At 38.6% G+C, this 23282-nt stretch carries 19 protein-coding genes; 10 read left to right on the top strand and 9 right to left on the bottom strand.

Annotation, left to right across the window (positions count from 1 at the left end; all coding sequences use genetic code 11):
* Nucleotides 1–70: 70 nt before the first annotated feature.
* The gene (locus B4F08_RS08070; RefSeq protein ID WP_291374073.1) at nucleotides 71–4072 is read right to left on the bottom strand and encodes a molybdopterin-dependent oxidoreductase; all 4002 of its coding nucleotides are present in this window, start codon (nucleotides 4070–4072) and stop codon (nucleotides 71–73) included.
* A gap of 121 nt (nucleotides 4073–4193) precedes the next feature.
* On the opposite strand from B4F08_RS08070, the gene B4F08_RS08075 reads away from it, so the two are divergent.
* The gene (locus B4F08_RS08075) at nucleotides 4194–5210 is read left to right on the top strand and encodes an AraC family transcriptional regulator (protein WP_291374074.1); all 1017 of its coding nucleotides are present in this window, start codon (nucleotides 4194–4196) and stop codon (nucleotides 5208–5210) included.
* A 95-nt stretch (nucleotides 5211–5305) separates the two neighbouring features.
* Here B4F08_RS08075 and B4F08_RS08080 read toward each other — a convergent pair whose 3' ends face one another.
* Both B4F08_RS08080 and B4F08_RS08085 read right to left on the bottom strand, forming a co-directional pair.
* Nucleotides 5306–6364 (bottom strand): asparaginase, encoded by a 1059-nt coding sequence (locus B4F08_RS08080; protein ID WP_151706989.1) that lies wholly within the window; start codon nucleotides 6362–6364, stop codon nucleotides 5306–5308.
* A gap of 250 nt (nucleotides 6365–6614) precedes the next feature.
* Nucleotides 6615–9125 (bottom strand): TonB-dependent hemoglobin/transferrin/lactoferrin family receptor, encoded by a 2511-nt coding sequence (locus B4F08_RS08085; protein ID WP_414632465.1) that lies wholly within the window; start codon nucleotides 9123–9125, stop codon nucleotides 6615–6617.
* A gap of 590 nt (nucleotides 9126–9715) precedes the next feature.
* On the opposite strand from B4F08_RS08085, the gene B4F08_RS08090 reads away from it, so the two are divergent.
* Both B4F08_RS08090 and B4F08_RS08095 read left to right on the top strand, forming a co-directional pair.
* The gene (locus tag B4F08_RS08090; protein WP_110975047.1) at nucleotides 9716–10591 is read left to right on the top strand and encodes a homocysteine S-methyltransferase family protein; all 876 of its coding nucleotides are present in this window, start codon (nucleotides 9716–9718) and stop codon (nucleotides 10589–10591) included.
* Nucleotides 10592–10603: 12 nt separating this feature from the next.
* Nucleotides 10604–11932, top strand: a complete 1329-nt coding sequence (locus tag B4F08_RS08095) for a basic amino acid/polyamine antiporter (RefSeq protein WP_110975048.1) — start codon at nucleotides 10604–10606, stop codon at nucleotides 11930–11932.
* Nucleotides 11933–12108: 176 nt separating this feature from the next.
* Here the strand turns inward: B4F08_RS08095 and B4F08_RS08100 are convergent, their stop codons facing one another.
* On the bottom strand, nucleotides 12109–12939 hold the full coding sequence (locus tag B4F08_RS08100; protein WP_086210515.1) for an N-acyl homoserine lactonase family protein: 831 nt from the start codon (nucleotides 12937–12939) through the stop codon (nucleotides 12109–12111).
* Nucleotides 12940–13225: 286 nt separating this feature from the next.
* On the opposite strand from B4F08_RS08100, the gene B4F08_RS08105 reads away from it, so the two are divergent.
* Complete coding sequence (locus B4F08_RS08105) at nucleotides 13226–13687, top strand: DUF2147 domain-containing protein (RefSeq protein WP_291374076.1); 462 nt, start codon at nucleotides 13226–13228, stop codon at nucleotides 13685–13687.
* A gap of 144 nt (nucleotides 13688–13831) precedes the next feature.
* A complete protein-coding gene (locus tag B4F08_RS08110) occupies nucleotides 13832–14677 on the top strand; it encodes an SDR family NAD(P)-dependent oxidoreductase (RefSeq protein WP_291374077.1) in 846 nt (281 codons plus the stop codon).
* A 61-nt stretch (nucleotides 14678–14738) separates the two neighbouring features.
* Here the strand turns inward: B4F08_RS08110 and B4F08_RS08115 are convergent, their stop codons facing one another.
* The 4 genes from B4F08_RS08115 to B4F08_RS08130 form a co-directional block, all read right to left on the bottom strand.
* On the bottom strand, nucleotides 14739–15845 hold the full coding sequence (locus B4F08_RS08115) for a metallophosphoesterase (RefSeq protein WP_291374078.1): 1107 nt from the start codon (nucleotides 15843–15845) through the stop codon (nucleotides 14739–14741).
* A gap of 34 nt (nucleotides 15846–15879) precedes the next feature.
* Nucleotides 15880–16743 (bottom strand): SDR family oxidoreductase, encoded by an 864-nt coding sequence (locus B4F08_RS08120; RefSeq protein ID WP_291374079.1) that lies wholly within the window; start codon nucleotides 16741–16743, stop codon nucleotides 15880–15882.
* Nucleotides 16744–16779: 36 nt separating this feature from the next.
* Nucleotides 16780–17463 (bottom strand): NAD-dependent epimerase/dehydratase family protein, encoded by a 684-nt coding sequence (locus tag B4F08_RS08125; RefSeq protein ID WP_291374080.1) that lies wholly within the window; start codon nucleotides 17461–17463, stop codon nucleotides 16780–16782.
* Nucleotides 17464–17528: 65 nt separating this feature from the next.
* The gene (locus B4F08_RS08130; RefSeq protein WP_291374081.1) at nucleotides 17529–18098 is read right to left on the bottom strand and encodes a TetR/AcrR family transcriptional regulator; all 570 of its coding nucleotides are present in this window, start codon (nucleotides 18096–18098) and stop codon (nucleotides 17529–17531) included.
* A gap of 294 nt (nucleotides 18099–18392) precedes the next feature.
* Here B4F08_RS08130 and B4F08_RS08135 point away from each other — a divergent pair, with 294 nt between their 5' ends.
* The gene (locus B4F08_RS08135; RefSeq protein ID WP_119063959.1) at nucleotides 18393–18914 is read left to right on the top strand and encodes an ester cyclase; all 522 of its coding nucleotides are present in this window, start codon (nucleotides 18393–18395) and stop codon (nucleotides 18912–18914) included.
* A 42-nt stretch (nucleotides 18915–18956) separates the two neighbouring features.
* Nucleotides 18957–20030: a hypothetical protein gene (locus B4F08_RS08140; RefSeq protein ID WP_291374082.1), complete on the top strand. Its 1074-nt coding sequence runs from the start codon at nucleotides 18957–18959 to the stop codon at nucleotides 20028–20030.
* An 83-nt stretch (nucleotides 20031–20113) separates the two neighbouring features.
* On the opposite strand, the gene B4F08_RS08145 is transcribed toward B4F08_RS08140, so the two are convergent.
* The gene (locus tag B4F08_RS08145; RefSeq protein WP_291374083.1) at nucleotides 20114–21157 is read right to left on the bottom strand and encodes an AraC family transcriptional regulator; all 1044 of its coding nucleotides are present in this window, start codon (nucleotides 21155–21157) and stop codon (nucleotides 20114–20116) included.
* Between the two features lie 203 nt (nucleotides 21158–21360).
* On the opposite strand from B4F08_RS08145, the gene B4F08_RS08150 reads away from it, so the two are divergent.
* The 3 genes from B4F08_RS08150 to B4F08_RS08160 all read left to right on the top strand — a co-directional run bounded on the left by B4F08_RS08150 (nucleotide 21361) and on the right by B4F08_RS08160 (nucleotide 23270).
* Nucleotides 21361–21681 (top strand): SCP2 sterol-binding domain-containing protein, encoded by a 321-nt coding sequence (locus B4F08_RS08150; protein ID WP_291374084.1) that lies wholly within the window; start codon nucleotides 21361–21363, stop codon nucleotides 21679–21681.
* A gap of 70 nt (nucleotides 21682–21751) precedes the next feature.
* Nucleotides 21752–22273, top strand: coding sequence for a VOC family protein (locus B4F08_RS08155; protein ID WP_291374085.1), 522 nt, complete (start codon nucleotides 21752–21754; stop codon nucleotides 22271–22273).
* Nucleotides 22274–22298: 25 nt separating this feature from the next.
* The gene (locus tag B4F08_RS08160; protein WP_291374086.1) at nucleotides 22299–23270 is read left to right on the top strand and encodes a quinone oxidoreductase family protein; all 972 of its coding nucleotides are present in this window, start codon (nucleotides 22299–22301) and stop codon (nucleotides 23268–23270) included.
* Nucleotides 23271–23282 lie beyond the last annotated feature (12 nt).

Raw genomic sequence — 23282 nt, forward strand, 5'->3', positions numbered from 1 at the left:
TACATGAATTATCAACATCATTGCAATCTTTATTCAAATAAACTCAAATGCTCTTTTATCGTTTTTGTATTTAAAATATCTTCTGCAATTCAACTGGAATGCCATTAAGTGCAGCATTGCCCGACAAAGCATCAATGAATTGGTGATCTGTGATGTCGTTGACGCTAATACCCGGATTAGATGAAGCAACTGAGAGCTGCATGCCTTTGCGATGATGTCCCCAACCGTGCGGTAGACTCACTACATTTGGCATAATATCTTCAGTAATTGCAACGGTGACTCTTAAAGCACCAACTTCACTGCAAATATACACTTGCTCGCCCTGAGTAATGCGATAGTCATTTGCTGTTTGTGGGTGAATAAATAAATCGCAACGGTTTTTACCTTTTACCAAGCGCTGACTGTTATGCATCCATGAATTATTGGTACGTAAGTCGCGTCGACCAATGAGTGTCAATTTTTGAAGATGTTCATGTCTTTTGACGTAGTCGTGTAGTCGGCCGAGATCATCCAAAAATTGCTTTGGGAAAAGTTGGATTTTTTTATCTTTCGTAAACAATTTATTGGGAATACGTGGCTCTAAAGGCCCTAAGTCCATACCATGTTTATATTTTTTTAGCTTTTCCAAAGTAAGACCTTCGCCTGTGATAAAACTTTTAAATCCACCACCATAACGGCCATGTCGCAAGCCCAAATCAATCACACGTTCGATTGTCATCAGCGATTTAATCTGATGCATTGGTTTCATTTTCAACTTGGTGATCGTAGTTTGCTTTCTTGCCTTTAATTCTTCCATGCGATGTGTGAGAGCAATATAAATTTGTGCATCTGAGCGCATAAAACTTTTTTTCTTAAACAGTGGTTCAGAATATCGAGTGACATTACGAACAGCCAAATTGGTAAACACTAAATCATATAGCGCATGTTCAAATGGTCCACATGGCGGCAGAATAATATCGGCATACTTTGTTGTCTCATTCATATAGAAATCAATGGCGACCATAAACTCAAGATTCGCCAAAGCCTGCTCCAAACGGGCACCATTCGGCGTAGAAATCACGGGGTTCCCAGCAGTCACCACAAATGCTTTGACCTGACCTTCTCCCGGTGTCAGCATTTCATCCGCCAAAGTTGCGGAAGGAAGTTCACGATTAAATTCGGGGAGTTTGCGTACACGACTATGAAAACTAGCAAAACTACCTCGACCTGCAATATCTGTCATATCAATTGCTGGCGTTGTAAACATCATTCCACCTGCCCGATCTAAATTCCCTGTGATGATATTAAGAAGCTGAATGAGCCAATGATTGAGTGCACCAAACTCTTGAGCTGCAATCCCCATTCGACCATAACACACAGATTTTTCCGCACTTGCAAACTCTACAGCGATACGTTCGATTTCGGTGACAGGAATATGTGTTAGCTCAGCAATTGTAGTCAGTGGAATACTACTGACTAAATTTTGAATATCTTCAATTTTTCCATTGAGTGGCAGTCTTGACTGGACTTGAACCAAGCCTTTAGCAAAAATAACCTGAATTAAGCCAAGTAAAAAAAGTGCATCACTACCAGGTTTAATAAAATGATGTTCACTGGCGTATCGGGCAGATTCTGTACGCCGTGGATCAATCAATACCAATTTTCCACCGCGTGTCTTAATACGATCCAGCCGTCCTAAAATATCACCTGCAGTCATCAAGCTCCCATTGGATGCAGCAGGGTTTGCACCAAGCATGAGCATATAGTCTGTGCGATCAATATCTGGGATCGTAAAATTCATGCTATGGCCATACATCAAATATGACGTCAACATATGTGGCATCTGATCTAGGCTTGAGGCTGAATACATATTTTTTGATGCCAGTACTTTTTTAAAGGGTCCAATGTTCATCATGACTTCAATATTATGTGAGGTTGGATTGCCCCAGTAGCCCGCGACAGCATCATTACCATGTTTTTTCTGAACATCCACAAGGCGCTGTGCGACTTCTTCAAGCGCATCCTCCCAATCTATATCTACCCATTGGTCACCAATGCGTTTTTTCGGGGTTTTCAAACGATCGGGATCATTATGTAGATCTTGTAGGGCATATCCTTTCGGACAGATATGCCCATCACTATGTGTATCTTGTGGGTCACCCGCAATCGAAATAATCTTTTCACCTTGATATTTGACCACAATGCCGCACATCGCCTCACATAATGTACATGTACGATGATGTGTCTGAATCGGCTTTGAAGCATCGTAAACTTTGATTGTTGCAACGACGTCATTATTCGTGTTGGCTTTAGCAATCTGTTCTCGATTCGTCGATTGCACGTGAATCATCTCTTGCAAATCAATCAACTTACGGCGTGGACGACCCACTGAACGACCCAGTTTTAGTTCTTGTATGTCTACAGCAATCCAGTCTGCAAATGTAAAAAAGTTGATCTTGTTCTGACTCAAATACTTTTTAAGTGACATGACCTCCATTGCCTGTGTTTCACTGCTGGGATGCTCCAAACTTCCAAGCACTAAGTCCTTAGTTTCTAAGCTCTTAGTTTCTAAGCTCTTAACTTCTAAGTCCTCAGATTTTAAGTCCTTGCTATATAAATCAGCCACAAGCGTTTTTACCGTATGCACAGCACATTGCTTATTGGTTCCAATCACACCACTAGCACCACGCTTAATCCAACCAGCAACATATTCTTTTTCTGATAAATCACCATTGGACAGTAGCGCGCGGCCTTCGTAATGTGCAATGGTGCCACGCACCTCATCAAATTTTAAGCCCTGTATTGCTTTGCCCTGATACCCTGTCGCAGTCACAATCAGACCAGTTTCCAGTGTCTGACTTTCTCCAGTAGATTCAACAATAAGGTTTTGTTCAGCGTCTAAAGTGACTTTATTCATCCTAATACTTAAACCTTGTACGCCTTGATCAGTATGTATCACGGCTTCTGGGTTGGCATTGAAAATGAAACGGATGGTTTTCTCTGCTTGAACCTCTCGTTTGAGAATGCTACGCAGCAAAATCATATTTTCTTTGGCTTCACTATGTTCTGGCAGATCCAACATCACCTCAATTGCTGGATCTAAATCAAGATCTTGAGGATTAACCTCAAGACGAATGCCTTGATGATCAATTAATTGGCGTAACTCTTTGGGCGTAAATGCCGCCTGCGCAGGACCTTTACGTGCAATAATATTGACATTTTTAATGCCACTTTCAGCAATCATTTGCAAAGCATGATCAGCAATATCTGTTTGATGTAACTCTTCAACAGGTAGGCATACAATACGCGCAATATCCAGTGCGACATTTCCCATGCCAATGATAGAGATATGCGGATGCTTTAACTGCGGTGCTAGATTTATTTGCTCAGGATGACCATTATACCAACCAACAAACGCCGCAGAACCATAAACACCTGTGACTGAACCACCTTGAATTGCTAAAGGCTTACTGGATGACCCACCTGTGGTATAAATCACGGCATCATAATTTTTTAGCAAAATATCTCGATCAATATCTTTACCAACTTCAACATTGCCGTAGAATTTTAAATTTGAATACTGTTGGAAAAGCCGCGTAAAGTTTTCCGTAACAGATTTGATTTCAGGATGATCAGGAGCAACACCAAAGCGTACCAATCCAAAAGGTGTCGGTAATTTTTCAATCAGATCAACCGTTGCCTCAGGATACTGCTTGAGTAAAGCTTCACTGGCAAAAAAACCTGAAGGTCCTGCACCAATAATGGCAAAACGCTTGTTTGATAATGTGGACTTTTGAGTCGCAATTGCTTCTGCTATTCGATGTTCAGCATCCACTTTACGTTCAGTAATGATCGGATGACGCTTAGATTCAATGGCATTGATTTGAATATATTGAATTTGATCTTTAGGGACGGATGCTTCGGGATAAATTGCATGTGTAGGACATTCGGTCAAACAGGCATTACAACTGATACACACATCTGGGTCGATAAATAGCATTTCATCGCCCTCACGAAACGCATTTACAGGACATACATCTACACATCCCGTGTGTTTTGCACCAATACATGCATCCGTAATTATATATGCCATCTTGCAATACCTACTGTCATCCATTTAAACCCTTAAAATATTAATGCCGCCTGCAAAAGGTGTATTGACAAAAAGGCACCGATTTGACATTTTGTGCCAAAGAGCGTGTAAAAATACAAATATGTCAAAAAACTTCGTTTCTTCTAGTTTTCTGAATACCTTACTGGTTTATCTGAGTTGCAATGCTTATCAGGATGCAACTCTTATTGCTCAAATTGAACAGCTCAAAGAGCGCTACGCATGGCGCATGCCCAAAGACGACTTTCTCAATGTATTAGACATTATTCAAACACGCTACCCAAAACCAGCGCTGGGTTTCCGCATTGGACGAAGTCTAAAGCCAGAACATTTTGGAATGATCGGTTATATGGGGGTAACCTGCTCAAGCTTAGGACAAGCATTAGGTCGTTATCACCATCATCAAACTTTAGTCGATTCAGAGCTCAAGATTTCTTTAGCATTAACAGATCATGAAATCACTATGCGCTGGTGGCATAATGACCCAAGTACCCGTGGCATTTGGGGAGAGTTTGGTGTCATGGTATTTATTAGTTTCTATCAGGCATTAATCGGACGTGATATTGCACCGATATGTGTTGAACTGCCTTATATGCCTGATAGTGATTCTAAAATTTATGAAATTTTGGCTGGTTGCCCTGTGAAATTTGGAACCCATGCGGTTGGGATTACCCTACCTCGCGCTTTATATGCAATGAAAATTAGTACCAGTGATCCTTATCTTCGAAGCCTGTATGACCGACAGGCTGCTGCGTTGCTACTTGACTTCTCTGGACAATATGATGCTTCTGTACGCAATGACTTTCTCACTCAAGTCAAACTTGCGATTAAAACGGGTATAGAGGAAAACCGATGTAGTGCTGAAGATATTGCACATCAATTAGATTTATCTCTGCGAACGTTCTATAGACGGCTAGATGAACAAGGTTTTCGCTATAGGGCATTGCTCGCAGACACACGTTTTGTATTAGCTAAAACCTATCTTCAAGACCAAACGCTATCATTAGCAGAAATTGCACTCATGTTAGGCTATGCAGAACAAAGTGCTTTTACGCGCGCATTTATCAGTTGGAATGGTCAGTCTCCTTCCATGTATCGCCACCATTATGGCTTAATGTAATTTTAAAAAAGCACATATATTTGCAAATAAAAGAAGCACCAAATAAGGTGCCTCTTTAAAATGTTTAATTTAATATTAGAACATATTTCTCGGTCTTAATATTCCCAAAAAATACGTTGGATTTCTTTTGCATCTTTCGTTTTTGTTAAAGCAAGGGCTGCAAGTAATTTGGCTTTTTGTGGGTTAAGGTCATGTGCAACAACCCAGCCATATTTGTCATCTGGCTGCTCTGCATTTCTAAGCACAAAACCTTGCGGTACACGAGATGAACGTATAATTTGAACACCTTGTTTCTGCAACTCGGTTAGAGTTGGAACAATATAGTTCGCTACCGACCCATTCCCTGTCCCAGCATGAATGATGGCTTTCGCTCCAGCTTTAGCATAAGCGGTGTATGCATCAGGTAACATATTGCCAGAGCCATAAACAATTTGTACGAGTGGCAAACTATCGCCTTTAATATTCTCAATATTAAATTCGGAGCTTGTATTATGACGCTTCGTAGTGCTTCTAAACCAGTAAGGTTTACCTTCAACTAAGGTGCCGAGTGCACCCCATTGGCTCGCAAATGCATTGGTATGGATATTAATTGTTTTTGAAACATCACGTGCTGCGAAAATATCGTCATTCATCAGCACAAAAGTGCCTTTTCCTTTTGCACTATCATCGGCAGCAAGTGCAACTGCACTATAAAGGTTAAGTGGGCCATCAGCAGACAGCGCTGTACTTGGGCGCATTGACCCAACCAATACAATTGGCTTGTCTGAATGAATCACTAAATTTAAAAAGAAAGCCGTTTCTTCTAGCGTGTCCGTTCCGTGCGTAATCACCACACCATTTACATCGGGTTTTTTAAGTAAATCATTAACTTGCCGTGCAAGAGATAATAACTCTTTATCGGTAATACTTTCTGATGCAACTTGCATCGCCTGTACACCAGTCACATTGGCTAAGTTTTGAATTTGAGGAACTGCATTTAATAATGCATCCACAGGAACTTTTGCTGCGGTATACGTTGCACTGTTGGTTGAACTTGCACCTGCACCTGCAATTGTTCCACCAGTGGCCACAACAACTACACTATTTTTGGCAAATGCTACGCATGGGAGTAATAGGCTTAAACTAAGTGTTAAAGCTGAAACTGTTTTTTTCATAGGTCATCCTTTTTGAGTCATTTTATTCTTAGCATTTTTCATACCATAGTAAAATTACTGGAAAAGGATCGGATTGTATAGATACCATCGCTATGTTTTGTCATTCGCTTTATTTACATAAAATAGCTACCCCAAAATATACATGCCAGAATATGCAATACGCATGCATCCATCTTAAAAATAGCCTTCTTTTGAAGGCTATTGAAGAAATATATAAGATTTCAGTTGGTTTCTATACTGTTGATATCAATCAGAACTTCTGAGAAATACTTAGCTTATAATCCCGTCCTGTACCTGTCATGTATTCACCAAGATACATTTTGTAATCACGATTAAATAAATTATCTATCGAGAAATTTAATACAGGCCCTTTCTCACCAAGGGGCTGCCAATCTGCATATACACTATGCAGTGAGTACCCTTTTGTTTTGGGCAAAGAGAAAGATGATGCAGCAATCGACTTATCATTATCAGATAAGCTTCTGTCCTGTGCATCAACGAAAATGCCCCTCCACCCCATGGTTAAATGATGTTCTGGAACATTTACCCCTAAAGTTGCGGTTGCTTTTTTAGGCGGGATGTCTGTCATCCATGTTTTTTCATCAAACCATGGATTTACTGGAGAGTTATCACGTTCTCCTCGAATATATGAATAAGTAAACCCTGCAAACCAAGTCGGTTGATTATAGAACAATTCGGCTTCATAGGCTTGAATCGTGTAATCTGTGACATTTCGGTAGAAGCCGTGATGATAATTGCCATTACAATCACTTATGCTTCCAGAACCAGTATTGGCTTGGTTTTCAGCTTGGGCTTGACAAAAAGTTGAGCGGTTTCTAAATATTTCATCTGAGCCACGGTTGTGGTGATAGGTTAAACGAACTTGTAGATGGTCATCGTTACTCAACAGATCATCAAAATTCATTTCATTTCCAATACGTACTGCAAGCATTTTTTCTGGGCGTAAATAAGGGCTGGTGGAGGGAACGCTTGTTGCTGCCGACTGCACATAATATTGCTCATCCACCCGAGGCGCACGCCATGTTTTGCTGACATTTGCAAACCAAGTAAGTTGATCTGTTTGAGCCCAAGACATTGCTAAACGAGGAGACCAGCCTGTATAGGTTTTACTTGAGTAATCATGTCCCGCAAGAGGATTGTTATATCTTGATGCGCGGTTTGGTTTCCCATTATTTACGATATGATCATAGCGCAAGGATGGTGTAATAATAATATTATTAAATTGATATTGGTCCTCAACAAAAGCACTCAGCATCTGTTGATCACCAGCAGGCATATAATTGGGTTCATAATAGCCAAAATTGTAATCAGGTTTAGACGCATTACTCTTATCAAAAATCAAAGAATTTTGTTCCATTTTCTGGTATTGCGTACCGATTTTTAATTTGTGGTCACCATATTTTGATTTTATATCACTGATATTACTTACTTTTAATGCTGTATTTGTATAGTTGACCCAACTTTCATTACCTAACAGTGCAGCGGAGCCATTCACGCTTGGTAGTCGTTGGTCATGCTGAAATGTCTTTGAGTATGAAGCAACTGCTTTAAAGTTAATAAAGGGATTAAATTCTGGATTGAATTCGTACGCAGCTGAGTAACTGGTATCCTTTTGGTCTCGATAAACTAAACGACGCTTCCATGCTTCATCATAACCATATTTATCAATATCTGCTTGGCTCGGCACTGCATCTTGGTCACGCATTGCAGCAAATGGTTCCCACCCCTCATGACCGCTACGCATGGCATTTAACGAAATTTTATGTCCATCGGCTGGATAAAAGTTGAGTTTCGCTAAGTAGGTGTCCTGCTCTTGTGCAGAATATAAAAATTTGCTGCCATCTGGACGTTTTACATCACTACTGTCTCGGTTTGTATAGTAAAACAAACCATCAACCAAACCATTCTTCATTTTGCCGTAAACTGCGCCAGTATACGTGTTCTGGCTATTATTGGAAAAACGTGAATATTTTACAAAAGCACCTACATTTTTATTTGCACCGAGCAAATCACTGGGATCTTTTGTTTCCAATGTCACCTTGCCACCAAAACCACCATTTCCAACCTCAACATTGTGAGGTCCTTTGTCTACTGTTATTTTCTTTAAAATTTCAGGCTCAATAAAAACTGAGCCCTGTCGGTATTTGTCAAAACTCTTAACAGAGTCATCGAGAGTAATGGGCACATCTGCAACCCCACCTCGCCCTAGAATATTGATCGTCTGCCCACCTGGTCGTGGTGATCCAGCCGAACCAACACTTGGCATATTATCTAATAATTGTGCGACATTATTGGCTTGGTATCGGTCAATTGCTTTTTGATTCAGTACACTTTGTCCAAATTTAACTGTATCTTCTTTTTCCGCTTCTAATACGATAGCAGGCATTTGATAAGTCTGATTATCCATAGCCATATTTGATAAAACAGATTGATTTAAATCTGTTTTTTTAGATTCTACTCCAGCCAAATTTTTCGTATCAGGCATCTCAATCAATATGTAGCCCGATACTGATTTTTGTAATTTGAATGGTGTATTTTGAATTAAACGTGCAAAAAGTTGATCTAAGGTATATTTTCCTTGGATGGTTTTTACTTGATACAGATTGGTTCTAGCAGGATCAAATAACACCGAGATATTGGCTTGTTGTGCAACATTATTGAGTGCTTGAGTTAGTGAGCCTGTTTGAACTTGATAATAACTGGCTGTATTTTCACTCACCGCATAAATTTGTGTGTTCATCAAACTTGTAACAGCTAGCACTGTAGCAGTCAAAGCAAATGGTTTTATGGAATTCCAATATAAAAACTGTGGCATTGGTCGGGTCATCCAGCGCTTAATAAAAATTAAACTTCGCTAATTTAAAATATGTTCTAAGCTTTATAAGACGATCCAGCTAAAAAAAAGACGCAATTTTCTTAAATAATCGTACTTTTTTTATACAACCCACCAATATCTAGTATAAATAACCATCCATGTATCATTTTTGAACGATTGCTCTTGTTTAATCTTAATTGTTGCCTTTTTGACATCTATCTAAGATATAAAATGACAATGTATTGATTTAATGTAAAATATAATTACATCAATCATGTTCATCAGTGGACTATAGCTCCGAAAAGAATTATTTTTAGAATGAGGCTCCTTATAAGTTGGTGATTGGTTTTTAAGCAATTAAAAATATGCAGAATCTAATTTATAAACATTTTAAATATATAAAAAAATTTAATTTACTATAATCAAAAAAAATATAATTTATTTACTTTTAAATCCATAATCCCCTTTCTTAGTTAACTATAATGGCTGTCTCTTTTAAATGATAAACTAAAGATATGAAAATTTTAGATGGCGGCTTTGGACGTGAACTTGCTCGCAGAGGTGCTCCCTTTAGACAACCTGAATGGTCAGCACTTGCTTTAACTGAAGCACCTGAAATTGTTAAAGAGGTTCATTTAGATTTTATCCGCGCTGGTGCGGAAGTCATTACAACAAACAATTATGCTGTCGTTCCATTTCATATTGGTCAAGAACGCTTTGATGCTGAAGTAAAAGATTTGGTCAATATTGCTGTTATGCAGGCCAAAACAGCTGTTGAAGAAAGCAGAAAAAAGGTTTTAATTGCAGGATGTCTCCCTCCTTTATTTGGTTCATATCGTGCTGATTTATTTCAGGAAAATGAAGCAGAAAAACTTGCAAAACCCATCATAGAAACGCTAGCGCCGCATGTGGATTTCTGGTTAGCTGAAACACAATCTTGCTTAAAGGAAGTTGAAACTGTTCACGCTTTATTACCTAAAGATCAACGTGATTTCTGGGTTTCATTTACCTTACAAGATGAAGTTCAACTTGAACAGCCACGATTAAGATCAGGTGAAAGTATTCAACAAGCTGCTGACACGATTACACGCCTAGGAGCCAAAGCTGTACTTTTTAACTGTTGCCAGCCTGAAGTCATTCTCCAAGCAATCGTTGCGATTAAACCCTTATTACCAAATGGTGTCGAAATTGGTGCTTATGCGAATGCTTTTCCTCCACAAAATAGTGAAGCAACTGCAAATGATGGTTTAGATGAAGTTCGTGCCGATTTAAATCCAGCATTGTATTTAAAATTTGCTCAGGAGTGGCAAGAAGCTGGAGCAACGCTATTGGGTGGCTGTTGTGGTATCGGTCCAGAACATATTGCAGAACTTTCAAAATTTTTTAAATAGTAAATAATTTTCATGTCGACATCTAAAATTGGCTTACTGTCCTTAACAGCCCTTGTTTTTAGCTCAATGGTTGGTTCTGGCGTGTTTAGTTTGCCTCAAAATATGGCATTAGTTGCCAATGGACAAGCTTTAATTATTGCTTGGCTCATTACGGGCATTGGAATCCTGTTTCTTGCATTTGCACTACTCTATCTAACTCGGCAACGACCAGATTTAGATGGCGGAATTTATAATTATGCACGTGAGGGTTTCGGTGAGCTCATCGGTTTTTGCTCCGCATGGGGCTATTGGTTGTGTACGACTATTGGCATTGTTGGCTATGTTGTTATTGCATTCTCTGGCGTAGGTATGTTTACCGACAGCCCCCAACATGTCTATTTTGGTGAAGGTAACACGATCTATGCACTTATTGGTTCTTCAATATTTGTATGGTTAGTTCATTGGTTAGTTAGCAGAGGAATTAAAGAAGCTTCCGTAGTCAATTTAATTGCAACCATCGCTAAAACAGTTCCTATTTTAATATTCATCGTCTTCACATATATTGCATTTAAGCTAGATTTATTCACATCCAATTATTTTGATTTTTCTTTACAGATGCCCGTATGGGAACAAGTCAGAAATCTGATGCTAATTACATTGTGGGTTTTTACAGGTATTGAAGGTGCTGTTGTTTTATCTTCTCGCGCCAAAAACAGAAATGACATTGGTCGTGCTACTGTATTTGGAGTATTACTCGCATTAAGTTTCTATGTATTGGTTACGGTATTGTCCTATGGTGTGGCAAATCGTGCGGACATAGCAAATATGCATAACCCATCAATGGCCACTATTTTAGAGCAATTGATTGGGCTGCCCGGGACTATTATTATTACCTTAGGATTGATAATTTCAGTCAGTTCGTCTTATCTAAGTTGGACACTTTTTGCCACAGAAATTCCCTTTCTTGCAGCAAAAAATAAAGCATTCCCACAGGTCTTTTTAAAAACGAATCAAAATAATGTACCAATTGCATCATTATGGTTAACATCAATAGTTGTACAAATTGCACTAATTTCTGTTTATTTTTTCAATAAAAACTATACGCAGTTATTACTAATTTCTTCTGTGATGATTTTACTTCCCTACTTTTTAGTCTCAGCTTTTTATTTGAAAGAGTCATGGAGAAATAGACGAACTAAACATATCTTGATCGCAATAGTCGCTGTAATTTATGCAGCATGGCTACTTTATGCTGCTGGGATTTCTTTGCTCTTACTTTCAATGTGTTTATATATCATTGGTCTCTCAATATTTTTCTACAGTAGATATTCCAATCAACGCAAAAATAATATCGTATTGTAACTAAATCCTAAAGTAGAGCACCTAAAGGTGCTCTCACTTTAATGATCCTATTATCATTAGAACACCTTTATATTTTATTTATTCGTATATTTTCTTATGACTCTTTACTGAAATTTAATTTAAAGTACATACTAAAAATCCATACTGTTTAAGACTTTAAATCAAATATATTCTCTCTAAATCTCAAGTATCATCGCGTCTAACTCCATTTCATGAGTTGCTAGACAGTCTATACAATCCTTTTGTTGAGATAATTGTTGAATCCATTTGAGAGATTTGATGGTATTTTCACGATCAGCCATCACCCCAGGCAAGATCATTTGCTCCCAAGATTTTCTGGCATAACCGCAATCTGAGGTTAACAATAAGCACTTGCCATTGTTTTGAATGAGTATACCTGTCAATCCAGGGGTATGACCGGGCAGGTAAACCAACTGAATCGTTCCATCTCCAAATAAATCATAAGATTCATTGGCAGGACCGATATCTGAGCGATCAAATTTAAATGTTTCTAAGGGAACACCTTCCCATAAACTCGCCACAAATTCGAGTTTATTTTTCTGCGCATAAGCCAACTCTCGATCATTCACCAAAATCTTTTTTGCATGCTTGAATTGTTTAACACCCCCTGCATGGTCAGTATGTAAATGTGTGAGTATAACGTAGTCAAGGTTTTCAGGCTGAATCCCAAGTTCTGCCAACATTTCATCAACTGCTTGCCCACGACTTTGTAATGGTTTATTCACTAAATAATGAATCAGAGTTAAATTCTTGACTGGATGCAGTCGAACATCTTTATGAAACCCAGTATCAATCAGAATTTTTCCTTTCGGATGTTCAATCAAATAGGCTGTTACAGGAATTTCAAGTTTATCGCGATCCGTTCGCATAATGCCCAACATTGCCAATTTGGGAAACTTCGGCATTTTTTCAGGGGCAAAAATAGTAGAACCATCCACAATCGTTGAACCGCTATGTAAAATCCTTAATTTAATTTTTGAACTCATTTTTATCTCCTAAAATGATTAGGAAATGATATTCAAGTATTAAAAATAGACAATATCAGAATACTGAAATAATGCTTTTTTGGCACAGATGCAATATAAAATGGCACTCATTCACCATTAACAAATCACAACAAAAACTAAATTAACTCATTAAAGGTAGGCCAAATAAAGATTTGGCAACATTGATAGAGGCATATATTAGCGTTAAAAATAATTTTAACGACTGTTATCAATTTAAAACACAACCAATTAATTCTATTTTTTATATTTTATTCAAGGAATGAATATGAATTCCAACTTGTCCATTAAAATGCTCATTTCCTGTATTTTTTTATTTTCTACATCACTATTTGCCGAGCAACCTATTATTGGAAAATGGTTGGTGCTTGAGTCGGGAACAGGAAAATTAAAGGCAATCGTAGAATTTAAAGAAGAATCAGATCGCACCATTTCAGGTACAAACATTAAGATATTAGATGAAAATTTAGGTCAAAATTCAGTTTGTTCTAAATGCCCTGAACCTTTTAAAAATAAACCATTGCTAGGCAGTAAAGTGATTTGGAATTTAAAGCCCTCAACAAAATATGGTGAATATATTCAGGGTTATGCCTTAGATGTGACAAATGGAAAAATATATAAAGGTAAAGCCAAAGTTACTCAAAATGGCAGACGCTTAAGTATGCGGGGCTATATTGGATCTAGTCTTTTAGGTAGAACAGGGACTTGGATTAGAGCCACTGACGAATAGATAAAACAGTCTTATCCATCATCCAAAATCTTAAATTTCACACCAAAGATAATTGGGCGCAACTGAAATACTCAATGGCACTGACTACCATCTCTTATCTGTAATAGATAGTAAATTATAATATGACGATAAAAGGAGTTTCTCATGAAAAATTTAAATAAAGCCGTTTTTATTACAGGTGCAGGATCTGGAATTGGCTTTCAATGCGCAAAAACCTTATCTGCATTAGGCTATACCGTGTATGGTACGGTACTTAATGAACAGGAGTATAAAAACTCAATAGAAAATATTCCAAAAAATTTCCACCCATTCATCATGAATATTTTAAATCAAGATGATATACAAAATGTAAAACAGGCATTGTCTGAATTACTAGACCAAAAACCCTTATATGCCTTAATCAATATTGCAGGTGTGATTTATAATGGACCTTTAATGGAATTAAGCAAAAAGCAGTTTGAACATATTTTGGGTGTTAATGTGGTCGGTGTACATGCCATGACTCAAGCACTGCTCCCTTTCTTATCTCACAATTCAGAACCATCTAAAATTATTAATATGAGCTCACAAAGTGGACTGCGTACTTTACCATTTACAGGGTTTTACTCTGCCAGTAAATTTGCACTAGAATCATTATCGACTGCGATGAAATTAGAATTTCAGCCATTAGGCATCAAGGTTTCCGTCGTCGAGCCTGCACAAATTCAAACCCCTATGGCAGAAAAAATATTGCAAGACGTGAAAAAATATTTATCGCACCCAATTTATGGAAAGGCAATGCAACGTTTTTACGACAGTTCAAAAAAATCTTTTGAAACTGGATTACCTGCTATCGCTGTGGTAGATACCATCGTAGACATATTAGATGCAGAAAAACCTGAATATCAATATGAAATCCATACCAATAAACTGCGCGATTATTATTTACTTCGTAAATTACCAATGGGCTTAAAAGACTATCTCATTAGCAAAAAGACTGGGTTAATCTAATCAGTTTCATTTATAAATCTCTAACCATTAATATCGTTAGAGATTTATTGATTCATGGCATTTACTCAGCTTTTAACTGAATAAAGTTAATCTCATTTTTAGCCCCTAATCGAATAGGTAACATAAATGTTCCTGCCCCTTGTGATACGAAAACTTGAGTATCCTTGATTCGATATACTCCTTGATTAAATGGAAAAACATATTTTGCAATCCAAGTTGCTGGAAAAACTTGTCCTGCATGTGTATGTCCTGCAAGCATTAAATCAATTTTTTTATCTGCAATATACTCAATCCCAACAGGACTATGATGCATCAAAATAGTCGGCTGATGCTGTGAAATATCAAGCTGATTCATAACAGACTGAATGCTTTGCTTTTGATTTGATGGATGTAAATCAATGGTTTTGTCATCTGCTTTCATATAGTTTAAACCAATCAATTGAACACCATGCGTCTCTACACTTTGGTTGTGTAATATGTTCACCCCATTTTGATGAATGAGTTGCAAAGTCTTGTCGGTATCAATTTCATTTTCATGATTACCTCCAACATAATAGACTGGGGCTTGCAATTTTTTTAATGGTCTAAATTCATCTTCAGACAAAGCAACATCAGCATCAACCAAATCACCTGTAATTAAAATAAAATCTGGCTTGAGCTGATTGGTTTCCTGCACGATTTTACTTAAATAATCAGCACCACGATGATGACCCAAATGAACATCTGAAAGCTGTACAACATTTAAATCGCTGGATAAATTTTCCAGCTTAATTTCAGTGCTTGTAATTGAAAAACTACGTGCATTGATCGCACCAATTACCGTGATGATGATTGCAAAAACGATCGACAATATTCCTGTTATTGGATTACTTGGAAATTTAACTAATTTTAAAAGCTGAAAAAATACCAGCATCAGTAATAAAAAAATATAAAAGGTAAATAAATAACCGCCGACAACATAAAAATAACCCATATTTTTACTTGCAGATGTCGCAGTTAAAATAATCATGATTAACAGCATAGTCACGACGGCGATAGCAAGCATCGCCGTTTTCTTATTTGCGTTTAGGCCGAATGATGTTCTTAATCTAGCATCCACATAAATTGCAGATACAGCAATGCCAATAACGAAGAGTAATGGAACTCCGATAACAAGAATGTATTGCATGATGACCATGACTCCCTTTGATTCTTAATTCAAATTACTTGGCTTTTTCGCAGAGTTCTTCACTCAAAATCCATAGATCAGTAGCAAGCTTGTCATCTAATGCTTGCTTAGCAGGCTTAGCGATTTTGCGTTTCGAAATATATTGTCCTTTTAACGATGCTGCCTCAGCAGATGTTGCAAGCCAAATCAAAGAATCAGCCCCTTGTTCAGGAGTGACTGCAAACGGCTGTGCTAATTTATAAACTAAATTGATGAACCAACCTTGATCTGTACCAAATGCACCAAAACTTGTATTGACCATGCCAGGCTCAAAACAGTTGGCAACGGCCGAAGTTCCCTCAAGCTTTCGTTGTAATTCTTTAGTAAATAAAATATTTGCCAGTTTGGAAGTTCCATATGCTCTTGGCCCAGAAACTTCTGTGTTGTAAGGGGTTTGGGCAAGGTCTAACTTTCCTCGTGCCTGCATAGAACTTGAAGTGCTGACCACACGTGCATTGGGTGTGTTTCTAATTAAATCGAGTAATGCCATAGTCATTTGAAAATAGGCTAAATGATTTAATGCAAATGTAATTTCATAACCATCTGAACCCAATACTGGTTTCTTAAATGTCGCTCCTGCATTATTTACCAATACATCGAGGCGATCATGTCTAGATTTAAACTCTTCTGCTGCACGACGAATGTCAGCCAACTTTGTTAAATCGCAAAGAATATAATCCAAATGAGAATGACCAGTCGAAGCTTTAAGCTCGTTTACAATCTGTTCTGTTTTCTCTTGATCTCGTCCAATTAAAGTGACAGATGCACCACGTTTTGCAAATTCCGTGGTGGCTGCCTTGCCAATACCATTAGTCGCACCTGTAACTAATATGATTTTGCCTATTAAATCTTGCTTCATTTTTGAAACTCCAAATAAAAATATATAAATTAAGCTTTAAACCGCGCTGTTTAGTAAACGTTGTCCCAGTTGGTTGATGTCTTTTGATTCAAGAATGAAACGGTCTGCTTGACCTTGTACAATGCCAATCATGGCTTGTCCCAAGATCTCCGACGTCGTAAATAACCACGGGCAATATCGAACCAGATATGGAAAAATAGGATTCAAAGGTTTCATCAACTCCACACCGATTTGATATGCTCGTGTTCTACTCGAAATTCCTTTTCCTGCCCGAATAAAACCTGGACGTACAGCGCCTACATGCTGAAAAGGCATCTTCTGTAATTTTTGTTCTACACGCTGACGTACTCGTGCCCACATACCACGACCACCTGCACCACCCGCAGAGCAATAGCAAAATGAAAATTGAGGATTGATTCGGACTAAGTTTTCAGCCCAAAATAAAGTAAGCTCTTCGGTGACTTTGGCATATTCAGCTTCATTTTTGCCCACAGAACTTGTCCCGATCGCCCAGATACACGCGTCGTATCCTATAAGTTCATTTTCTATTTCAGTCACTTGGAATAAATCTTTTAGCAACAACTCTTTTAGTTTTGCATGCTCGATGCCACAGCTTTGCCGCCCAACCACCAGAACGGCTTCGATATCATCTTTCTGTAAGGCTTCACACAATACACTCTTCCCAACCATGCCTGTTGCACCCAAAATAATAAGTTTCATAAATTTATTGCCTTTTAAACTTATTTTAAATGAGTGATTAATTACTCATTTAAAATCTAAAAAAATTACTGATATGCAATCACTCGCCAAAATGCTGCAAAACCATCGCGTAATAACGCTTCAGCATTGTTTGCATCAAGTTTCATAAATTCCATCGTGGTATTCGCCATCGTCACCATGATTGCGCCGACATAATCAGGAGACTGATGACTTAACGCTCCCTCTGCCATCGCATTTTTAAGAACAATGCTGATATCACAGAAAGCATCATTGCCTATCGCTCTGGTTGTATCTGTCACAATAGAAGATAAGCTCAATGTGGCTAAAACCTGCTGTCCATGAGGATTAGATAATCCCCAAGAAATATAAGCTCGCCAAGCAACTTGAACCTGCTCACGTAACTCAACAGACTGCGTAGGCAAAATGAGCGCTGAGCGTAACTGTTGTTTGAGACTCAGATACAACTGATTAATGAGCACATCTTTATTTTGAAAATACGTAAAAATCGTACCTTCAGAGACATTGGCTAGCTTCGCAATTTTTGCTGTGGATACGCTGAGACCTTGCTCTGCAATCAAATTAGTCGCTGCATCTAAAATCGCTTGACGTTTTTCTTCACTTAAAGGACGTGCCATATCAACAGAATAAAATAATTAAGTACTCACTCAATTATTAATATAATTTAAAATGAAGTCAAATATTTTTTAACTTTTCTATAGTTGATCATTTATATGCTGTATAAGCATATTTTATTTATGTTTTAAAACAATGACTTTCGCCTATATCGCGTAGCTCGATCCTTGCAACACTTCAACACCTCATGAAATTTGGCACTTATTCACCATAAATATGACACGCCACTACCATCTCAATAGAGCAGATCTCATTACATTGAAAACTAACCTTAGCCCATATGAATGGATGCCAATATGTTAGATCAAAAATTAATGGATTTTCGCGAAAAGCTAGTACTGGATCACTTTGCCGATGAAGTCAAACAGGATTTTGATGCTGTGCTCAGTACCTTTCCTCATCCGCATTATGAATTAATCGCGACTGGTGCCACACATGATGGACGTGATGATGTACTAAATTATCACCGTACCTCACGTAAAGCATTTCCCGACCAACATCACGAGTTAATCGCACTACGTCATACCGAAGATGCTGTGATTTGTGAATTTTGGCTTTTGGGTACACACAAAGGTTATTTAGGTTCTGTACCTCCTACAGGAAATTCGTTCCGTGTGCGTATGTGTGCTTTCTTTATTTTTGAAGGTGAAGAGTTGGTGTGTGAGCGTATTTATTTCGATACTTTAAGCATTATCAAACAGCTCTTTAAAGGCTTTAACCTCAAATCCCCCAAAGGTATTTTGCAGTTCTACAAAGCAGCATCGGGTCTTCTACACGATATGAAAGACTTAAGCAAAGTCACGAAAGCGAAGCGCTAACAACACATAGATCACTGTAATAATGAATAAAGGATAAAATTGATGGCAGATCTATTCAAACCCTTAGGCATGCAGGAAATTTCGGATTTTGATGGTACTCGTAATGCGCCTTCGCCTAAACAACGCTTGGAAAATGTCAGAACAGCATCGTTAAAGTTTCGACAAAAACTCATGCAACAAGCAGATGTACAATATTATCAAAGTATTGATTTGGTTCGAGCACCTTATCCGACTTGGTATGGTTACACTGGTGTGTTTGCACAAAAGTCTTTGACCTTCCCTTTTTTACATTTGCTCAACCGTTTGTTCGTGATTCAATACAAAGACTTTCATGGGCAACTGAGAGTTTTATTGTTCTCACCTACTGATGTAGTGAATAATCGTAAAACGCCATTTTTTGAACGACTTGCAGGTTCATTACCCGAAAGTGCATCAAAAGTCTTTGCTCCACAATACACCTCTGTTGAGCAAACGCTAGAAAGACTCAAAATTAAGCCTGAACAAGTGGATTATATTAGTTATGATCATTTGCACACCCAAGAACTTCGCAAATGGCTCGGCACAAAGGATCAGCCTGCCTATTTTCCAAATGCAAAATTACTGGTGCATGAAAAAGAATGGCACTGTGTTCAAGGCTTACTTCCTGTGCAATCGGACTGGTATTGTCCAAATGCCGTTGAAGGCATTGATGCAAATAAAGTCATTACATTTAAGAAAAGTCTGGCTTTGGGTGAAGGTTTAGCCTTGGTTCATACGCCTGGACATACCGAAGGAAACCATTCCTTGGTGGCAAAAGTCGATCAGCAGATTTTTGTTTCTTCTGAAAATGGCATCAGTTTAGATGCTTATGAACCGAAAAGTTCAAAAATCAAAGCGATTCGAGACTATGCCGAAAGCACAGGTGTAGAAGTGATTCTGAATGGAAATACCCAAGAAGGCAGTAATGATCAATATATTTCCATGGTCATGGAAAAAACCATCGCAGGCCCATTAAAAAGTAATCCTGCATTTCCAAGTTGTGCATGTAGCAGTGAATCTACGCCCTATTGGCTTTTCCCTGGACTCAAGCAAACGGAAATTTTAGGTGCACTTCAATTTGGGACATTAGTGATTTAATCATTTATTTTTTATATCGCTTATGCTTTTTATATCGTTTGAAGACCCTTGAGCTTCAAGCGATTTTTTTATTCTCAGATGTATTATGTATTAAAACTTCGATATTCTTTTGGGGTTTTTCCCGTCCAACGTTTAAAGGCACGCTGAAAAGCACTTTGTTCTGAAAAACCCAGCAAGAATGCAATCTCCACTAAACTGAGTTGTGGGTTTCTCACATAGCTCATCGCAAGGCTTTGACGGATTTCATCGACAAAATGCCTAAAGTTCAGATTATGCCGAAGCATCTCTATTTTGAGTTCATCCCCGGTAAAATCTGTCTGTTGTGCCAGCTCGTCAAAGGTCAAGCCACCTAGCTGAAACGATTCAATAATCGCTTTACGTGCGACTGCTAACCAAGACGGTTCGAGATGATTGCCCAATTGCTTTAAAAGTTGCTGTCTCAAATCACTCATGACCAGATGCACCGACTCATTCGAGCTTGGTAATGGATAATCTAAAAAGTCCTCATGAAAACCAATTGCTGTATCTTTGGCATTAAAAATCAGTGGGCAACGAAACAGCGCATTATATTCACTGATATCTTCAGGCTGTTCATGCTGAAAAGAGACCCAAAGTGGGCTCAAATCCTGCCGATTAAACAGCTGACGAGATAAAGTCACATAAGAAGCTTGATGTAATTCATCTTGCAGTTTTCCCAAAGGCTGATCACCTGACAAATTACTTTTCCAGTAGCGGATATATTCTTTCCCATGCCGTTCAAAAATATTGCTGCCCGCATCAATAGTGAGCGCAGAATAATGGATATTTTGTTGCATGACTTCACGTGCATTTGCGCAAGTCATGAGTGCAAAACCGTGTGGGCCTAAGTGTCCTGTCGTCACCAACTGCCCAAGCGTAATTCCAAGGTTAGGCTGTTTAAATTTGTCTTGTAATAAATGACAGGCCTGATTGAACGTCTGAAAATCGACACGATCATTAGGTCGATCAAACAGATCTGGTGCGAGATTAATTTCCGCTAAAAACTGCGATACAGGATAATTTTTTCGCTGTAAATAGTCGAAAAGCAAACGCATATAGTGCACGGCAACACTATACTTTTTCTGTACAGGATCAATATCTTGCATCATTTTCCTACATATCCATATCTCGACTGAGACATCATTTCAAAATCTCAGGTCAATGAATTCCATTTCACGTCAATACCCTTTTTGCATTGTGCCCTATAGTCAGCTCAGCACTCAACTTTAAATCCAAACGATGAACATACATTTGAAGATGAGTCTAAATACAAACCTAAACACTTTTACATCATTCATTAAAGGATTAGACCATGAATATCAATGATTTCATCTTAAATCAACTGCCAACTGCATTAAACCCAGAAAATACAGATGGTGTTGAATGCATTCTGCAACTACAGCTTTCTGCCCCTTACGTGATTCAAATTAATGATGGTACTTGTGACATTCAACAAGGTGAAAATGCCGATGCCGATGTTGTACTGACCACCAGTGATGAGGTGTTCATTGAACTGATCACGGGCAAAATTGCAGGTGCAATGGCCTTTATGAGTGGCAAATTAAAAATTGATGGCGACATCATGTTGGCGAAAGAAATTAGCGATTATTTTAATGCATCAAAACTGGCTTAAAACTCGAATTTAGTCTGTAAAGGGCAAATACATTTGCCCGATTCAATTCAATTTAGAAAAGGAAATTCCCATGAGTAAAGATTTAGGTCCAGTTTGCCAAAACGGTTACATCGTCAAAGACATCGAAAAAGCCATGGATGAATGGATCAAGTTGGGCGTTGGCCCTTGGTTCTATGTGAAAAATGCCATGTTGGACAATTTTAAATACAAAGGTCAACCGCATGATATTGAAATGAAAGTTGCACTGGCCAATTCAGGCGATATACAGATCGAATTGATCCAGCAAACCAATAATGTACCGTCGATGTATCAGGATTTCTTAAATTCAGGTCGTGAAGGCTTGCAACATATTGCATATTGGACCGAAGACTATGATGCCATGTATCAACACCTTCAGGATCAAGGCTTTAGCGTTGTGCACGAAGGTCAAATTGGTGGTCCACAAGGTCGGATGGCGTATTTTGATACTGAACATGTCATCGGTACTGCATTAGAAATTTCTGAGTTGGCAGGCAGTAAAAAACAGATATTTGACTATATCAAAAAGGCATCCATCGGCTGGAACGGCAGTAAACCGATTCGTAAACTTTAAATCCAAGGTCTATAGTTCGAGGTCTATGATGAAATCCATATTATCAGGTGAACACGGCGCAGTTTTAGGTGAGTTAGAAAAACCTCAAGTCATGCCAAATCATGTTTTAGTTCAAATCAAAGCCTGCGCGCTGAATCGGGCAGATTTGAATATGTTAACGGGTGCAACACATGGCTTTGTCGGCGGACTCGGCTTTCCTGTCGGTGTAGAATGGGCTGGCGAGATCGTTGAAGTGGGTGAAGCGGTTCAACAATGGCAAGTCGGTGACCGTGTCATGGGTGCAGGCCCTGGTGCATTTTCTGAATATACTTTAGCCAATGCAGCATGGATTTATCCCATTCCCGATAATCTGAGTTTTGAGCAAGCAGCCACTTTACCTGTTGCCTTACAAACCACGCATGATGCCATTGTGACCAATGGACAGTTGCAAGCAGACGATCATGTACTCGTTGTCGGTGCAAGCTCGGCTGTGGGTTTGATGGCAATGCAAGTGGCTAAGTATTTAGGTGCAAAGCAAGTGATTGGCACATCAACCACACCTGATAAGCTTGAAAAGCTGGCTGAATTTGGTGCCGATGCAACAGTAAATACCAAAGATGAGGACTGGGCCAAACAAGTCCTTAAACTAACGAAACGCAAAGGTGCAGATTTGGTGATCGACTTTTTGGCAGGCCCTCTATTTAACGCCACCATGTCCGTTACAAAAATCGCTGGAACCATTGTCAATGTCGGACGTATGGCGGGTGAAACAGGTGAAGTGGATTTTGATCAGCATTCAATGCGTCGGATCAATTACAAAGGTGTGAGTTTCCGTACACGTAATCCAGATGAAATTGCAGAAGTCATCCAGAAAGCGAAAGATGCTCTCATTCCCGCTTTGGCAGAAGGTCAAATCAAGATGCCGATTGATGCGGTGTATCCATTTGAGCAGTTTAATGATGCCTTCGACAAAATGAAGAAAAATCAGCATTTTGGGAAAATTGTGCTGACGCTGTAATTATTCCATCAC

It is taken from the genome of Acinetobacter sp. UBA6720 (assembly GCF_002454215.1).
Lineage (GTDB): Bacteria > Pseudomonadota > Gammaproteobacteria > Pseudomonadales > Moraxellaceae > Acinetobacter.

What these genes read in the sequence shown, in the direction of transcription:
- B4F08_RS08070 (WP_291374073.1), bottom strand. Translation starts at nt 4,072, where the DNA reads ATGGCATATATAATTACGGATGCATGTATTGGTGCAAAACACACGGGA.
- B4F08_RS08075 (WP_291374074.1), top strand. Translation starts at nt 4,194, where the DNA reads ATGTCAAAAAACTTCGTTTCTTCTAGTTTTCTGAATACCTTACTGGTT.
- B4F08_RS08080 (WP_151706989.1), bottom strand. Translation starts at nt 6,364, where the DNA reads ATGAAAAAAACAGTTTCAGCTTTAACACTTAGTTTAAGCCTATTACTC.
- B4F08_RS08085 (WP_414632465.1), bottom strand. Translation starts at nt 9,125, where the DNA reads ATGAACACACAAATTTATGCGGTGAGTGAAAATACAGCCAGTTATTAT.
- B4F08_RS08090 (WP_110975047.1), top strand. Translation starts at nt 9,716, where the DNA reads ATGAAAATTTTAGATGGCGGCTTTGGACGTGAACTTGCTCGCAGAGGT.
- B4F08_RS08095 (WP_110975048.1), top strand. Translation starts at nt 10,604, where the DNA reads ATGTCGACATCTAAAATTGGCTTACTGTCCTTAACAGCCCTTGTTTTT.
- B4F08_RS08100 (WP_086210515.1), bottom strand. Translation starts at nt 12,939, where the DNA reads ATGAGTTCAAAAATTAAATTAAGGATTTTACATAGCGGTTCAACGATT.
- B4F08_RS08105 (WP_291374076.1), top strand. Translation starts at nt 13,226, where the DNA reads ATGAATTCCAACTTGTCCATTAAAATGCTCATTTCCTGTATTTTTTTA.
- B4F08_RS08110 (WP_291374077.1), top strand. Translation starts at nt 13,832, where the DNA reads ATGAAAAATTTAAATAAAGCCGTTTTTATTACAGGTGCAGGATCTGGA.
- B4F08_RS08115 (WP_291374078.1), bottom strand. Translation starts at nt 15,845, where the DNA reads ATGCAATACATTCTTGTTATCGGAGTTCCATTACTCTTCGTTATTGGC.
- B4F08_RS08120 (WP_291374079.1), bottom strand. Translation starts at nt 16,743, where the DNA reads ATGAAGCAAGATTTAATAGGCAAAATCATATTAGTTACAGGTGCGACT.
- B4F08_RS08125 (WP_291374080.1), bottom strand. Translation starts at nt 17,463, where the DNA reads ATGAAACTTATTATTTTGGGTGCAACAGGCATGGTTGGGAAGAGTGTA.
- B4F08_RS08130 (WP_291374081.1), bottom strand. Translation starts at nt 18,098, where the DNA reads ATGGCACGTCCTTTAAGTGAAGAAAAACGTCAAGCGATTTTAGATGCA.
- B4F08_RS08135 (WP_119063959.1), top strand. Translation starts at nt 18,393, where the DNA reads ATGTTAGATCAAAAATTAATGGATTTTCGCGAAAAGCTAGTACTGGAT.
- B4F08_RS08140 (WP_291374082.1), top strand. Translation starts at nt 18,957, where the DNA reads ATGGCAGATCTATTCAAACCCTTAGGCATGCAGGAAATTTCGGATTTT.
- B4F08_RS08145 (WP_291374083.1), bottom strand. Translation starts at nt 21,157, where the DNA reads ATGATGCAAGATATTGATCCTGTACAGAAAAAGTATAGTGTTGCCGTG.
- B4F08_RS08150 (WP_291374084.1), top strand. Translation starts at nt 21,361, where the DNA reads ATGAATATCAATGATTTCATCTTAAATCAACTGCCAACTGCATTAAAC.
- B4F08_RS08155 (WP_291374085.1), top strand. Translation starts at nt 21,752, where the DNA reads ATGAGTAAAGATTTAGGTCCAGTTTGCCAAAACGGTTACATCGTCAAA.
- B4F08_RS08160 (WP_291374086.1), top strand. Translation starts at nt 22,299, where the DNA reads ATGATGAAATCCATATTATCAGGTGAACACGGCGCAGTTTTAGGTGAG.